Raw genomic sequence first — 12,919 nt, forward strand, 5'->3', positions numbered from 1 at the left:
CAAGATGGCCCCTTGGGGCCATCTTGTTTTGCATCAGGTCTGTGCATCCCTGCTGTGCACCAACGCAGTGTCACCATTCACCCAACCGCGACCCGCGTCAACGTCATGACAACCGCCACAGCCAGTGGTGATCCAAAATAAGCAGACCAAACAGCAGCATCAAGTGATAGATGGAGAAACGAAAGGTGCGCATCGCCTGGCCGGGCCGATCCCCGGACTTCAACAACCAGCCATGCCAGCAGAATCCAAGGTTCAGCCCCAGACTGCCGACCAGGTAGACAAGCCCCGACATGCCGATCAGATAGGGCAGCAGGCAGACGAGCGTCAGGATCAGCAGATAGAGCAGGATGGCTGTCTTGGTGAAATCGGTGCCGTGGGTGACGGGCAGCATGGGAATGTCGGCACCGGCATAGTCATCGCGCCGGTGGATGGCCAAAGACCAGAAATGGGGCGGCGTCCAGGTAAAGATGATCATCACCAGCAGCCAGGGCTCGGCCGAAAGCTGCCCCGTGATGCTGGTCCAGCCCAAGAGCGGTGGCATGGCTCCCGCCAATCCGCCGATGACGATATTCTGCGGCGTGGCCCGCTTCAGCAGCAGGGTATAGACGACCGCATAGCCGAACAGGCTGGCCAGGGTTAGCCAGGCAGTCAGGGGATTTACGCCCCAATGGAGCAGAACAAACCCCGACAGTGCCAGACAGATCGCGAAACTCATCGCCTGCCCCGGCGTGATCCGTCCCGTGGCGACCGGGCGCCAGCGCGTTCTGCGCATCCGGGCATCGATGCCGCTATCCAGAGAATGGTTCATGGCCGCCGCCCCGGCAGCGAGCAGTCCAATCCCCGCCAGGCCCAGTATCATCTCGTCCAGAGAGGCGCGTGTCGGCTCGGCCAGCAGCATGCCCACCCAGGCGGTCAGGAGCAGCAGGGCAACCACCTTTGGTTTGGTCAATTGGCAATAATCGCGCACCCGGCGGAGGGCAAAGCGCTGTGCCCGTACTCTCCCATTCATGTCCGGCTCCTGACCATCCCAGGGGATCGCACGGGGTTGTGATGAGGCATAGAGAGTCTCCCGCGCGCCAGCACACAACAGGCCAGCAGGTGGGCGGCCACCAAGTTGTGTGCAAGGGCGTTGGCCAGCGGCAGGGCCAGATGGACGTTCGCCAATCCCAAGGCAATCTGCACGGTCAGCAGACCCAGCAACAACCAGCCAAACCCTCTCAGGGGGGGCCGCTGGCAGAGCAGCGCGAGGGCGAAAGCACCCACCAGCAAGGCCGTGGTCAGCGCTCCCAGGCGATGGGCGATGTGAATGGTCTGACGTGCCTCCTTGTCCAGCACGCCGAACTCATAACTGGCGTGACCCAGGGGGAGATGAAAGGCTTGCGCCCAATTCAGCTCTGCCTGCCAGTTGCCCTGGCACAAGGGAAACTCCACACACGCCATGGCCGCATAGTTCGCCGACGTCCAGCCCCCCAGCGCGATCTGCAGCAGCAGCACGCCACAGGCCATGCTGCCAAGCCAGGACACACCCTGGTGTACGGGCGGGGGTGAAGGGAAACCTGCCAATTCGGCCCGATAGAGCCAAAGCAAGGTCAGGATGACGAAGCCGCCCAGCAGATGAGTGGTCACCACCAGAGGATGCAGGGCCAGGGTCACCGTCCACATACCCAGCGCCGCCTGACCTGCAACCAGCACCAGCAAGATGAGCGAGAGGTGACGCAGTCGGCCGCCTGTACGCCAGCCCAAGCCGGACAGGAGCACAATCACGCCTCCCAGCACCCCGGCGAAGTAGCGATGCACCATCTCACTGCGCGCCTTGTGAGGAACAAGCGGGCTGGCCGGATAGCGCTGTGCCGCCAGTTCCGTATGCTCGGCGCGGGGAATGGCCAGTGAACCATAACAACCTGGCCAATCTGGGCAAGCCAGCCCGGCATCCGTCAACCGGGTATAAGCACCGAGCGCGATGACCAGAACTGCCAGCGCAATGGCCACGGAGGCCAGCCTCTTGTGCATCTTCATATGCCGCCTCGTTGACCGTGCAGTCACCAGAAGATGCGAGTCCCATACCGGCTGCATCGTCACTGCACCCCACGCTGATACTTGAGCAGTTGCTGCAGATCTGACAGTACCGCCTTGCCAAGCAACGGCCAGGTCGTCGTGCTGCCGGGTACCTCGTAACGCAAGATAGCCAGCCCGCGGTCGTCCACCAGCAGTATATCCCCCACCCTCATTTCACTGTTTGCCTCGTGAGGTGGCGTCAACTGGACCAGCTCCAGCTTGTCCAGATTACGACCAAGTGCGGCCTGGATACGTGCCATCAGCGCGGGGACCTGCCGGCATTGCCCCTCGCAGCGAGGGGCCACCAGATAGACCAGTCGCCATTGGTGCTGATGGGCAGGAAGCGGTTGCAACAGGTAGATCTCCTGGTGCAGCCAGTGCCCCTTGCTGCGCGTGCCGGGTTCATACCAGCCCTGGTGAAGAGTCAGAGCCGCCAGCACCACAGGCAGCAGGATCACCGCAGCAAAGAGCACTGGCACCCGCCAGCGTCGCCATCCGCTCATGGGGAGCACCTCCTTGTCAGCATGACCCCCCCTGACAGAACCACCAGCGCCAAGCCGAGCCATTGCACCGCATAGGCCCGGTGTTTTTCGGGCGGCATGACATTGTGCTGGTAGTGATAGAGGAATGGGGTTCGTCTTTGATACAACACGGCGTCTGCAAGCGGGGCTCCGATCGCCTGTCGCAGGGTCTCGACCCTGATGGATTGCAGCCGGTTCGGGTAGGGGCCTGGTTCTATGTTCTGTCCCAGCAGGAAGCCACCGGGAGCCATGCGCAGAACACCTTCAAGGGTCATTGCGGCGGGAATGGCGGGATTGGGCAATTGCGACCTGTCGGATGGCGCAGGCACCCATCCCAGGTTGACCAGCAACTGTGAGGATCCCCCCTCTGTGCGTACCGGAATGAGCACGTCATAGCCAACCTCCCCGTTGACGATCTGGTTGTCCAGCAACCAGACATAAGGGCTGACCCACTCAGCTTTCCCTTGCAGAGGCTGGCCATCCAGTGACTCCGGGTGTTGCCAGTCGATCTGGGCCAATGTCCTTGGCCCGGCCTGCTGCATCTTTGCCATCTGCGCCAGCCAGGCCGTTTTTTCCATTCCGCGCTGCCACTGCCAGAACGCCAGCTTGCACAAACCGGCCGTCACCACCAGAGTGAACAACAAGACGAACCAGCGTCTGTGATGCCATGGTCGTCGCTTGTCTCGTGCAGCCGAATCGCGCATATCGAGGAGGATCCCAAGATGTTGATCAAGGTCGTTCTGGTACTCATGCTGCTGCTCATCATCGGTCAGCTGTTTCACGCCCTCTGGCTGATGCTCAGTGCAGGCAATACGCAAAAGATGTCGGTACCTCTGGGCCGGCGCGTCTTCTTCTCCCTGCTGGTGGTCATCATACTGCTGCTCTCTCTCGCGATGGGCTGGCTGGAGCCCAACCCGCGCCCCTACTGAGCACGGCATCAAAGCAGGTAGACAAAGACGAACAGACAAAGCCAGACCACATCGACGAAGTGCCAGTACCAGGCCGCAGCCTGGAAAGCAAAATGACGCTGTGGAGTGAAATGATCCCTCAGCATGATGCGCAGCCAGATGATGGTCAGGAAAAGGGTGCCCAGCAGCACGTGCAGTCCATGGAACCCGGTCAGAATGAAGAAGGTATTGCCATAGATGCCGGAATCCAGCCGCAGCCCGAGATCCCGATAGGCATGCAGATACTCATAGCCTTGAAACCACAGGAATGTCAGCCCGAGCACCACGGTTGCCAGCAACATCCCCTTGAGCCGCATGCGTCTGCCGTTTTCCAGACTCATGTGTGCAAACAGCAGGGTCACGGAGGAGCCAAGCAGGATCAAGGTATTGATGAGGGGGATCCCCTGCCAGGGCATGGCCTGGGTCGTGGCCCCGCCGGGCGTCTTGAGCAGGGGCCAGTGAGCGGTGAAATCCGGCCACAGCAGCTGGCCCGTCATCACCCTGTGGCCCGCACCATCCAGCCAGGGCACCGCAAGCTGGCGGGCATAGAACAGCACTCCGAAAAAAGCCAGAAAGAACATCACTTCGGAGAAGATGAACCAGACCATGCCCTGCCTGAAGGATCTGTCCATCTGGGCGCTGTAGAGCCCGGTCATGGACTCCCGGATGATGTGACGGAACCAGCCAAACAACATGAATGCCAGCAGGGCGACACCGGCCATCATCAGATACCGGCCGAAACCGGTCTGCCCACTCGCCACTTCATTGACCAGATGTCCCGCCCCCAACGCCAGGAAAAACAGTGCAATGGCACCAATGATGGGCCAGCGACTCTGGTCCGGGACATAATAGGTCTGGTTCACCTTGGCCATGGTCATTTCCTCTGTGCGAGTGCCGGTGCAGGTACGGACTCCGTGATGTCATAGAGCGAGTAGGAAAGCGTGATGGTATTGATGCTGTCCGGTAGTGCCGGATCGATATAGAACTTGAGCGGCATCAGCTTGCTCTGCCCTGCCCTCAGCTCCTGGCGATTGAAACAGAAACACTCCACTTTCTTCAGATAGGCTGCGGCGGGACCGGGAGAGACCGACGGGACCGCCTGACCCACCATGGTCCGCTCCGTGGGATTGAACACCCGAAAGTTGACCATCTTCACCTCCCCCGGCCGCACCGACAGCCGAGCCGTCTCACCGTTGAACTCCCACGGCATCCGGGTATCCGCATGAGCAAGAAACTCGATCTGGATGCTCCGCTTGCTGTCGATCACCGCCCGCTCCGTACTGGCCGCTTGATCAGACGTCTTGCCATTGAGGCCGGTGATCCGGCAAAAGACGTCATAAAGCGGCACCAGCGCAAAGGCAAAACCAAACATGACGAGCACGACCAGAGCCAGTTTTCTGAGCAAGGGGGCATGACTGACCTGGGTCATATGACCTCCCTAACGCTCTTCCGACCGGATATCCGGCGGAGTCTGGAAACTGTGATAGGGAGGGGGAGAGGAGAGCGTCCATTCCAGCCCCTCGGCCCCCTCCCATACCCGATCGCTCGCCTTGGCTCCGCCTCTGATGCATTTGACCACGCCCCAGACAAACAGCAGTTGGGACAGGCCGAAGGCAAAGCCCCCCAGGCTGATCAGCATGTTGAAGTCGGCAAATTGCAGGGCGTAATCGGGAATGCGGCGAGGCATGCCCGCCAGCCCGACAAAATGCATGGGGAAAAACAGCACATTGACCGAGACGAGCGAACACCAGAAATGCCATTGGCCGAGCCGCTCGTCATACATGTGCCCCGTCCATTTCGGCAACCAGTAGTAGGCAGCGGCCAGGATCGAGAAGACGGCACCGGTCACCAGCACATAGTGGAAATGGGCCACTACGAAATAGGTGTCGTGATACTGAAAATCAGCCGGTGTCATGGCCAGCATCAACCCGGAGAAACCGCCAATGGTGAACAGGGTGATGAAGGCGATGGCAAACAGCATGGGGGTCTCGAATGTCAGAGAACCACGCCACATGGTGGCAAGCCAGTTGAACACCTTTACCCCTGTCGGTACCGCAATCAGCATGGTGGTGTACATGAAGAACAGCTCCGCCACCACGGGCAATCCGGTGGTGAACATGTGGTGAGCCCAGACCATGAAGGAGAGCAAGGCGATGCTGCTGGTGGCATAGACCATGGAGCGATAACCGAACAGCTTCTTGCGGGAGAAGGTCGGAATGATGCTGGAGACGATGCCGAAAGCCGGCAATATCATGATGTAGACTTCCGGGTGCCCGAAGAACCAGAAAATGTGCTGAAACAGGACAGGATCCCCCCCACCGGCCGCATCGAAGAAACTGGTCCCGAAATACTTGTCCGTCAGCACCATGGTCACCGCAGCCGCCAGCACCGGCATGACAGCGATGAGCAGAAACGCCGTGATGAGCCAGGTCCAGACAAACAGCGGCATCTCCATCCAGCCCATGCCCGGCGCCCGCAGGTTGAAGATGGTCACGATGACGTTGATGGCCCCCATGATGGAGGAGATTCCCATGATGTGAATGGCAAAGACAAACAGGGCCGTGCTGTTGCCGCTGTACTGGGTAGACAGGGGGGCATAGAAGGTCCAGCCAGAACTGGGGCCGCCTCCCTCCATAAACAGGCTCGACAGGAGGATGAGGAAAGCAAACGGCAGGATCCAAAAGCTCCAGTTGTTCATGCGGGGCAGCGCCATGTCAGGGGCCCCAATCATGATGGGGATCAGCCAGTTGGCGAGGCCGGTGAAGGCGGGCATGACGGCACCAAAGACCATGATGAGGCCGTGTACTGTGGTCATCTGGTTGAAAAACAGGGGTTCCACCAGTTGCAGTCCGGGCTGGAACAGTTCTGCCCGGATCACCATGGCCATGGCGCCACCGGTAAAGAACATGGTGAGGGCAAAGCACAGATAGAGGGTACCGATGTCCTTGTGATTGGTGGTGTAGAGCCAGCGCCTCAGACCGGCCGCTGGCTGGTGGACATGTTCGCTGTGCGGGGTATCCGTGATTCCATCACTCATGCCGACGCCTCACTTGTCCTTGTCCGGATTGGCCGGGTTGAGAAGGGACTGCACCTCGGCTGGCTGCACAAGGTCACCGGTCTTGTTATCCCAGGCATTGCGTTCATAGGTGATGACGGCGGCGAGTTCCTGCGCCGTCAACTGTTTGCCAAAAGGTTGCATCGCCGTACCACTCCGGCCGTGCAACACCGTATCCAGATGCTGGGCACGATGCTCCGCCTGTGTGGTCACCTTGCTGCCATTGAGCGCCGGGAAGATGCCGGGCAATCCGGTACCCGCGGGCTGATGACAGGCCGCACAGTGGCCCAGATAGACTTTCTCCCCCAGCGCCATGGCTTGTGGCAACGTCATGGTCTCCGCTGCCTGCGCCTGTTGCTGTGCCTTGGCGGTTGCCTGCTCGTCTCCCTTCCTGGCAATCCACGCCTCGAACTCCTCTGCGGATTTGGCCACCACAACCACGGGCATGAAACCGTGATCCTTTCCGCACAGCTCGGCGCACTGCCCACGATAGGTGCCCGGCTTGTCGATCCGCGTCCAGGATTCGTTGATGTAGCCAGGATTGGCATCTTTTTTCACGGCGAAGGCGGGAACCCACCAGGAGTGGATGACATCGTCCGAGGTCATCAGGAAACGGATCTTCTTGCCGACCGGCAACACCAGAGGGTTATCCACCTCCAGCAGATAATTGCCGCCCTTGGGGGCATCGCCCGAGATCTGCTGTTTGCTGGTCGCCAGCAGGGAATAAAACGCCACCGGATACTCGAGGTATTTGTAATGCCATTTCCATTGCGAGCCCGTGACGAGGACGGTGAGATCGGCCTTGGAGGTATCTTCCATCTTCAACAGGGTCGAGGTTGCCGGTGCCGCCATCGCGATCAGTATCAACACGGGGATGGCCGTCCACAGCAACTCGATGCGAGTGCTTTCGTGAAACTGGGCGGCTTTGGCACCGCGCGATTTTCGATGGTGCACGATGGACCAGAACATGATGCCGAAGACGAGCAGACCGATGACGCAACAGATATAGAAAATCGTCATGTGCAGGTCATAGACCTGCTGGCTGATGGCGGTCGCCCCGCGCGTCATGTTGAACCGGATCTCATTGGCAAAGGCGCTGCTGCTGATGAACCACATCATCATTCCGGCACCTGCCTGAGCTGCATCGTTTCTCACATTGCACTCCCTGTGCACGTTGGAGAAGATGGCCTGCATTCAATACACCTAACGCTAACCATCTGAAAATAATGCATTTATTAAAACTCATTTCACATTCAAGTATTAGTCCATATTCAGAAAAAACCAAAATGCAGATAGCCTTGGTCAGGCTCATCAGAGCAGTGGCAATGGGCAAAACGCGAGCAGAGAAGAGGGACAAACGGGTCCCGTTGTGGCCGCGCCTTGAACGGGGAGAGCTTCAGCCATGGTGAGTCGAATCGATGTGCAGAACCCGGGAGGGGCCATGGGGTCCTCCCGGGCTCCGTGGTTTTCTGCCGTGCCAGAGGCGGGGTCAGCCCGCTGGGGCTTGCTGAGCCAGCAGTCTGGCCAGCAGGGAGCGCAATGCTTTTATCAGGGCGGGTTTGCCCGCGACACCCTGTCGGGCAGCCAGCTCGGACCAGGACGCATATTGCCAGATGGTGGCGATCAGCAACCGTCGTTCATCCTGACTCAACCCGTCCAGCATCATCACTCGCCGGAGCAGCCAGCGTTGCAGTGTCGCCTGGCACAATTCGAATGGCTTGTGATGGTGGGCAAAGCAATCGAGTTCCCGATGCTCGAATTCATCCAGATCCGGCACATGAGTGACAGGTCCGCCTCTGAGGGATAGCCAGACCAGTTCGGTATCCAGCCTCTTGAGTTCACCCGCCAGCAGGGCCGGCAACTGGCTCATGAAACGCTGTCGCCATTGCGCCAGCTCGGCGTGATATTCCGATTGCAACGGCATCAGCAGCAAAGCTGCATGACTGCCGCTGGCCGCATCGCGCTGCAGACCAAGACGCAGCACCCTCAATCCCGCCTTGAGCCAGAATGGCAGCAGATCTGGACTGGCGGAGAAGGCAGATCCCAGATAATCGACCCCTAATACCCGATAATGTGATACCAGCTTGTCCAGCAACCTGGACCCCAGCCCGAGACGATGAAGGGCAGGATGGATGGCGATGCGCATCACCCTGGCATAAGAGCGCTCCCCCGCCGTCACGAAACCAGCGTGGGCCAGCAGCGACTGGGGCAGCAGATGTCCACGAGGGCGCCGTCGTCCGGCCCAGATCGCATGCGCCAGATCAGGGGGTATATTGCCCTCCCGCGCGACCAGCGCCACCCCGAGCAATTCCTGTCCCTGCTCCATCAGATGAATGTCGAGATCCGGCCCCTCCAGCAAATACCGCAGATCACTGGGGCTGGTCTGGTAGTGAGCCAGCACTAGCAGGCCGAACACCCGATTGAGCAGCGCGTCATCACGAGCCAGCTCATCTTGTCCGACCAGGCGCCAGGTCGGTGATGTCGGGGGATGAGGTGCCGATATGTCAGCATTCAGACCAAGGAGCCGGAAGATCAGAGGCTCCAGCGGATCGCTCAGGCTCCAGCGAATGGGCTCCACCAGGCGCAGCTCCTGCCAATCCGGGGTTTGCTCATCGAGTATCCGCTTGAAGCGCAGATGAAAGCCGCGCCCCGTCCCCTCATAGCCGTGCTCCGTTGTAGCGAAGACAATGCGACTGTGACGGGCCAGCATGGCCTCCAGCAGCGGGGTCGGGATGGCGGCGGCCTCATCCACCAGCAACAGATCCGCCAGCACGTCTCCTTGAGCCACCCGATCAGGGGACACATAGCTCAGACCGGCCAGCCGCTCAGGCATCTCTGCCAGCGCACGCTCTGCATGGGCAAAAAGTGTCGCCACTGTAGCGTGGGAAGGGGCAGTCACCGCTATCGTCAAGGCCGGATCCCGACTCAGCAAGTCGGCGCTCGCCAGCCCCAGCACGGCGCTCTTGCCACGACCGCGATCGGCGCTCAGCACCAGGGGGCGACGGCGATGGCCGTGCAACACGTTGTGGATGGCGGGCAGCGCACGGGCCTGATCCGCGCTCAGCGGCCGGTCCCCGTCGAGAGGCTGCCAGGTCATATCACAAGAGGCAGGCGTCAGATCTCGCGCCGGATCTTCTGCCAGCAACCGTACCAGACGGGAGATGAACCCCTGCCCGGCACGATCGGCCTCCTCTGGCTGAGCGACCAGCCTCTGACGATCAGGGTCTGGGTAGGTCGGCCATACCTCCCGCGGCGGGGTCAGCAGAAGCAAGAGCCCCCCAGCCCTCAATGTCCCCGCCAAGGCACCGAATGCATCGGGGTGAAAACCGCTGAAGGCATTGAATACCAGGGTGTCACACTCCTGACCGAGCCGTTGAAGCGCCTTGGCGGCAGGCTGCGGAGCATGACGCTCAGGACCCTGCCCCAGCCAGAACACGGCCCCCCACAGCAAGGATTCGGCACGAACGATGCAGTCATCCTCCTCCCCTTCCAGCCAGATCAGACGCCGCTCGCCGGCATGAGCGATAGCGTGGCGCAAGGCGAGCAGCTCGGCTGACATCATGGAGCTGGGCTGGCGTCTGGCTTCACGCGGGGTTCAAACATGCGCTCCCCCATCTGGTCGATGAAGGTATGGGCCTTTTGCACCATGAAGCGCTCGGCATCCGCCGGGTTGGCAAAGAGATCGGAGCGGATGAAGCGATGGGTCTGTAATTGCCCGTCGATCTCCCTGGTGATGCGACCGGCCAGCCTGTATTGCCCCCCTTCCGCCATGGGCTCGGGATAGATGAGATAGCCCATGTATTCGATGGGCTCAACCTCGGGGCTCTGGGCGATCTCTCCCTTGAACAGGGCATTGAATAGTTTTTTGAACATGTTCGCATCCTCTCTGATGCAGGCATTCTCCCCAAGGGTGGAATCACTGGCAAGCACGGGATCTTATTACCATTCGTTCTTTGCACTACGAACCATTCTCATTTAGATTTCATCTCATTCCAGCATGAGGTCCAGATTATGTACGTGTGTTTGTGCCGCGGCATCACAGATAACCAGATCCGCAAGGCGGTACAGGCAGGCAAGACTGAATTCCGACAGTTGAAACAGTCGCTGGAAGTCGGTACTCAATGTGGTAAATGTGTGCGCATGGCGATGGAGATCATCGCTACCGAAATCGACAAGATGGAGTCAGAGCAGGCACCGCTCTATTACGAAGTGGCGTAAAACCGCCGACTTCTCGTCTTCATCTCTCCTTCTGCCCTCCAGGGGACGACTTTCCCCATCACGTTATGGTCATGTTTCTGGACTAAGCTCTAGTGATCGTTGCCTAGGCTCGAACACGAGGAGTAATGTCGATGAAAGGAGATCCCAAAATCATTGCCCACCTCAACAAGGTGCTGGCCAATGAGCTGGTTGCCATCAACCAATACTTCCTGCATGCCCGCATCTATGATGACTGGGGCCTCAAAGGGCTGGGGCACAAGGAGTATCACGAATCCATCGATGAGATGAAACATGCCGACGAGCTGGTCAAGCGGGTGCTGTTTCTGGAAGGGCTGCCCAACTTGCAGGATCTGGGCAAGCTGCGCATCGGTGAGACGGTGGAAGAGATGCTGCGCTGTGACTTGTCTCTGGAGATGGACGCCATCCCCGACCTGAAAGTCGCCATCACCTATGCCGAGTCCGTGCAGGACTACGTCAGCCGCGACCTGTTTCAGGAGATCCTGGAGGATGAAGAGGAGCATGTGGACTGGCTGGAAACCCAGCTCGATCTCATCGCCCGTATCGGTCTGGAAAACTACCAGCAATCCCAGCTCCATGCCGAGTCATCCTGAATCTAGATGACATCAAGAGACAATCCCAACCCGCCCAGGCGGGTTTTTTCATGGCACCAGCGGCAGAGATCTTGCCCAACGATACGGTAGCCAACCTGGTTGCTGACAAGGCAGGCCAGAGTCTGTCAGGATGGCAGGCGCCGGATTGAACCACCTCAGGGATCACAGTTACGATGCATGGGGCAGCGGCAGGCGCCGCTTTCGATTAGGATACGACCCCATTCCCATCATTTTGCTACGGATGACCTCCATGGAACTGATTGCACGCGAGATGGCGCCCCACAAACGGGTTGCCCTGGTGGCTCACGACAACATGAAAGCCCCTCTGCTGAACTGGGTGCTGCGCCGCAAGGAGGAGCTCAAGCTCCACCACCTCTATGCGACCGGCACCACGGGCACCCTGCTCGGCAAGAAGGCGCAGCTGCCCATTACCTGCCTCTTCTCCGGCCCCATGGGGGGGGATCAACAGCTCGGCGCCCTCATCGCCGAAGGGAAGATAGACGTGATGATCTTCTTCTGGGATCCCCTCAATCCCGCCGCCCACGATCCTGACGTCAAGGCCCTGCTGCGCCTCGCGGCCGTCTGGAACATCCCGGTCGCCACCAACGAGGCGACGGCGGACTTCATCATGGACAGCCCGCACATGCAGCAGGCATTCAGCGTCCAGGTGCCCGACTACGCCGGCTACCTCAAGGCCAGAACCGAATAAGCAACGCCAGACAGCAAAGAGCCGGAACAGATGTCCGGCTCTTTTCTTTCATGGGGGGAGAAGGTCAGCGCTGGAGGCTTTTCTGCGCGAATTTGGGCCTGGCATTCATGATCTGCTCCACCTGCTCGTCGCTCATCTTGCCCCGCGACAGCCCCAGAACCTTGTAGGTCAGCAGAGGGCGCGCTGGCAGGGCGATCATCAGGGCGCGGATCTGGTTCTCGTCCTCCTTCTCTCGCGTCGGCTTGCCGTAGGCGTAGGTGAGCACGCCGGCATCCATCAGGTTTTTGACGGCGGGTTCGGTGATCGGCAGGTTTATGACGCTTTTCCGTTGCAGTACGAACTCCCGCAGCACCGCCTTCTCGTTGAAGTCGAGGAAGCCAATCATCTGGGCCAGTTGATCCTGCTGGCGGCGGGACTGCCACTCGTCACAGGCCCACTCCCAGGCGATCAGGAAGCCCTGACTGCAGAAATAGGAGATGGCGATCAACATGCCGACCCCAAGCCAGGCCGCATGAGCCGTGGCCCACTGGCTCACGGCACCTTTCATCAATCCGGCCGGAAACAGCAGGATGATGCTGCAGCAGAGCAGCAGCCAGACCATCAGCCAGTTGAGGCGATTAAGCTGGTAAAAATGTTGGATCCACCGTTTCATCGTTCACCCTTCCCAAGTCAATGTGGACAGTAGCCAACTCATAGCAATCGCTGTGCCAGCACAAGGATCCCCGTAAAAAGATCAGGATCCCGGACGGGAGAGTCGAGGGTTGTCACATCCTTTTACAACTTGTCGCGCGGATCATCCCCTG

Annotated in this window: 15 protein-coding genes; 4 read left to right on the plus strand and 11 right to left on the minus strand. The window is 59.7% G+C overall.

The annotated features are described in order from the left end of the window. Positions 1-103: 103 nt before the first annotated feature. From cyoE to H7R73_RS19885, 4 genes are read right to left on the minus strand one after another with little or no spacing between them, the layout of a single operon-like run. Entirely contained in the window at positions 104-1,009 is a 906-nt protein-coding gene (cyoE, locus tag H7R73_RS19870) for a heme o synthase (protein WP_103259498.1), read from the minus strand. Further along, positions 1,006-2,016, minus strand: coding sequence for a COX15/CtaA family protein (locus tag H7R73_RS19875; protein ID WP_103259497.1), 1,011 nt, complete (start codon positions 2,014-2,016; stop codon positions 1,006-1,008). The genes cyoE and H7R73_RS19875 overlap by 4 nt, the downstream gene beginning before the upstream one ends. A gap of 59 nt (positions 2,017-2,075) precedes the next feature. Beyond that, positions 2,076-2,558 (minus strand): hypothetical protein, encoded by a 483-nt coding sequence (locus H7R73_RS19880; RefSeq protein ID WP_103259496.1) that lies wholly within the window; start codon positions 2,556-2,558, stop codon positions 2,076-2,078. Continuing rightward, positions 2,555-3,220 (minus strand): SURF1 family protein, encoded by a 666-nt coding sequence (locus H7R73_RS19885; RefSeq protein ID WP_232092712.1) that lies wholly within the window; start codon positions 3,218-3,220, stop codon positions 2,555-2,557. Before H7R73_RS19885 ends, H7R73_RS19880 begins: the two co-directional genes overlap by 4 nt. A gap of 78 nt (positions 3,221-3,298) precedes the next feature. On the opposite strand from H7R73_RS19885, the gene H7R73_RS19890 reads away from it, so the two are divergent. After that, a complete protein-coding gene (locus H7R73_RS19890; RefSeq protein ID WP_039039709.1) occupies positions 3,299-3,505 on the plus strand; it encodes a DUF2909 family protein in 207 nt (68 codons plus the stop codon). 8 nt (positions 3,506-3,513) lie between these two features. Here the strand turns inward: H7R73_RS19890 and H7R73_RS19895 are convergent, their stop codons facing one another. The 6 genes from H7R73_RS19895 to H7R73_RS19920 all read right to left on the minus strand — a co-directional run bounded on the left by H7R73_RS19895 (position 3,514) and on the right by H7R73_RS19920 (position 10,451). After that, positions 3,514-4,395, minus strand: a complete 882-nt coding sequence (locus H7R73_RS19895) for a cytochrome c oxidase subunit 3 (protein WP_042864889.1) — start codon at positions 4,393-4,395, stop codon at positions 3,514-3,516. Positions 4,396-4,397: 2 nt separating this feature from the next. Next, positions 4,398-4,952, minus strand: a complete 555-nt coding sequence (locus H7R73_RS19900) for a cytochrome c oxidase assembly protein (RefSeq protein ID WP_103259495.1) — start codon at positions 4,950-4,952, stop codon at positions 4,398-4,400. A 9-nt stretch (positions 4,953-4,961) separates the two neighbouring features. Then, entirely contained in the window at positions 4,962-6,560 is a 1,599-nt protein-coding gene (gene ctaD, locus H7R73_RS19905) for a cytochrome c oxidase subunit I (protein WP_041211746.1), read from the minus strand. Between the two features lie 9 nt (positions 6,561-6,569). Then, positions 6,570-7,700: a cytochrome c oxidase subunit II gene (gene coxB, locus H7R73_RS19910; protein WP_232092713.1), complete on the minus strand. Its 1,131-nt coding sequence runs from the start codon at positions 7,698-7,700 to the stop codon at positions 6,570-6,572. Between the two features lie 367 nt (positions 7,701-8,067). Then, the gene (locus H7R73_RS19915) at positions 8,068-10,140 is read right to left on the minus strand and encodes a tRNA(Met) cytidine acetyltransferase TmcA (protein ID WP_103259494.1); all 2,073 of its coding nucleotides are present in this window, start codon (positions 10,138-10,140) and stop codon (positions 8,068-8,070) included. Then, complete coding sequence (locus H7R73_RS19920; RefSeq protein WP_041211748.1) at positions 10,137-10,451, minus strand: HlyU family transcriptional regulator; 315 nt, start codon at positions 10,449-10,451, stop codon at positions 10,137-10,139. Before H7R73_RS19920 ends, H7R73_RS19915 begins: the two co-directional genes overlap by 4 nt. 138 nt (positions 10,452-10,589) lie before the next feature. Here H7R73_RS19920 and H7R73_RS19925 point away from each other — a divergent pair, with 138 nt between their 5' ends. The 3 genes from H7R73_RS19925 (at position 10,590) to H7R73_RS19935 (ending at position 12,116) form a co-directional block, all read left to right on the plus strand. After that, positions 10,590-10,796, plus strand: a complete 207-nt coding sequence (locus H7R73_RS19925; RefSeq protein WP_039039715.1) for a bacterioferritin-associated ferredoxin — start codon at positions 10,590-10,592, stop codon at positions 10,794-10,796. A 131-nt stretch (positions 10,797-10,927) separates the two neighbouring features. Further along, positions 10,928-11,407: a bacterioferritin gene (gene bfr / locus H7R73_RS19930; protein WP_010675778.1), complete on the plus strand. Its 480-nt coding sequence runs from the start codon at positions 10,928-10,930 to the stop codon at positions 11,405-11,407. A gap of 250 nt (positions 11,408-11,657) precedes the next feature. Beyond that, entirely contained in the window at positions 11,658-12,116 is a 459-nt protein-coding gene (locus H7R73_RS19935) for a methylglyoxal synthase (RefSeq protein WP_041211864.1), read from the plus strand. A gap of 64 nt (positions 12,117-12,180) precedes the next feature. On the opposite strand, the gene H7R73_RS19940 is transcribed toward H7R73_RS19935, so the two are convergent. Continuing rightward, entirely contained in the window at positions 12,181-12,768 is a 588-nt protein-coding gene (locus H7R73_RS19940) for a superinfection exclusion B family protein (protein ID WP_010675780.1), read from the minus strand. Positions 12,769-12,919 lie beyond the last annotated feature (151 nt).

Source organism: Aeromonas sp. WP2-W18-CRE-05, from assembly GCF_014168615.1.
Taxonomy (GTDB): domain Bacteria; phylum Pseudomonadota; class Gammaproteobacteria; order Enterobacterales; family Aeromonadaceae; genus Aeromonas; species Aeromonas caviae.

Excerpts from the sequence above, each read along its gene's own strand:
- cyoE (WP_103259498.1), bottom strand. The coding sequence starts at position 1,009 with ATGAATGGGAGAGTACGGGCACAGCGCTTTGCCCTCCGCCGGGTGCGC.
- H7R73_RS19875 (WP_103259497.1), bottom strand. The coding sequence starts at position 2,016 with ATGAAGATGCACAAGAGGCTGGCCTCCGTGGCCATTGCGCTGGCAGTT.
- H7R73_RS19880 (WP_103259496.1), bottom strand. The coding sequence starts at position 2,558 with ATGAGCGGATGGCGACGCTGGCGGGTGCCAGTGCTCTTTGCTGCGGTG.
- H7R73_RS19890 (WP_039039709.1), top strand. The coding sequence starts at position 3,299 with ATGTTGATCAAGGTCGTTCTGGTACTCATGCTGCTGCTCATCATCGGT.
- H7R73_RS19895 (WP_042864889.1), bottom strand. The coding sequence starts at position 4,395 with ATGGCCAAGGTGAACCAGACCTATTATGTCCCGGACCAGAGTCGCTGG.
- H7R73_RS19900 (WP_103259495.1), bottom strand. The coding sequence starts at position 4,952 with ATGACCCAGGTCAGTCATGCCCCCTTGCTCAGAAAACTGGCTCTGGTC.
- ctaD (WP_041211746.1), bottom strand. The coding sequence starts at position 6,560 with ATGAGTGATGGAATCACGGATACCCCGCACAGCGAACATGTCCACCAG.
- coxB (WP_232092713.1), bottom strand. The coding sequence starts at position 7,700 with ATGATGATGTGGTTCATCAGCAGCAGCGCCTTTGCCAATGAGATCCGG.
- H7R73_RS19915 (WP_103259494.1), bottom strand. The coding sequence starts at position 10,140 with ATGATGTCAGCCGAGCTGCTCGCCTTGCGCCACGCTATCGCTCATGCC.
- H7R73_RS19920 (WP_041211748.1), bottom strand. The coding sequence starts at position 10,451 with ATGTTCAAAAAACTATTCAATGCCCTGTTCAAGGGAGAGATCGCCCAG.
- H7R73_RS19925 (WP_039039715.1), top strand. The coding sequence starts at position 10,590 with ATGTACGTGTGTTTGTGCCGCGGCATCACAGATAACCAGATCCGCAAG.
- bfr (WP_010675778.1), top strand. The coding sequence starts at position 10,928 with ATGAAAGGAGATCCCAAAATCATTGCCCACCTCAACAAGGTGCTGGCC.
- H7R73_RS19935 (WP_041211864.1), top strand. The coding sequence starts at position 11,658 with ATGGAACTGATTGCACGCGAGATGGCGCCCCACAAACGGGTTGCCCTG.
- H7R73_RS19940 (WP_010675780.1), bottom strand. The coding sequence starts at position 12,768 with ATGAAACGGTGGATCCAACATTTTTACCAGCTTAATCGCCTCAACTGG.